Raw genomic sequence first — 523 nt, forward strand, 5'->3', positions numbered from 1 at the left:
GATGGACGCAAATAACACCAGATACGTTTATGTATGGTACGCATTTAAAAATAGATCAAGATGCGACTTACTTTGAAAATGCTTTGATGCCTTCCGGTCGTGTGATTCATGTTTGGAAGATGATGACAGTGTATCATACAGATAAAATCATTCCGCAATTGCCTATATTAAAACAAGGACATACGTACCGCTTTACGTTCGATTATGATGTGGTACCTGAAGGACATGTTTATTTTAAGGTCATTTTTAAAAAGCGTAACGGTGTCGTGCTTGATCAGGCGATTATACAGCAAAAAGAAGCAGAGATTACGTATCCTGAAGCAGCATTTTCATATGAGCTACAAATGATTAACGCAGCGGCGACATCTATTTGTTTTCGTGCAATTCAAATTACAGCACAAGCTGATGATCAAGTGATGTCAGAGTTGACGATTTCAACCATTATGAATGAAGTGGCACATACATCAACAATCAATGTGGTTCTTGTAGATGAAGCAGGGCTTACGCGTGATGCATTACAAGG

The 523-nt window shown here is 38.6% G+C and carries 1 protein-coding gene; it reads left to right on the top strand.

The genetic code is table 11. The features are described from left to right. A partial coding sequence (asp3, locus tag SH09_RS15870) for an accessory Sec system protein Asp3 (protein WP_071225813.1) occupies positions 1-523 on the top strand: 523 nt, incomplete at both ends.

The sequence above is a fragment of the Staphylococcus gallinarum genome (genome assembly GCF_000875895.1).
GTDB classification, from domain to species: domain Bacteria; phylum Bacillota; class Bacilli; order Staphylococcales; family Staphylococcaceae; genus Staphylococcus; species Staphylococcus gallinarum.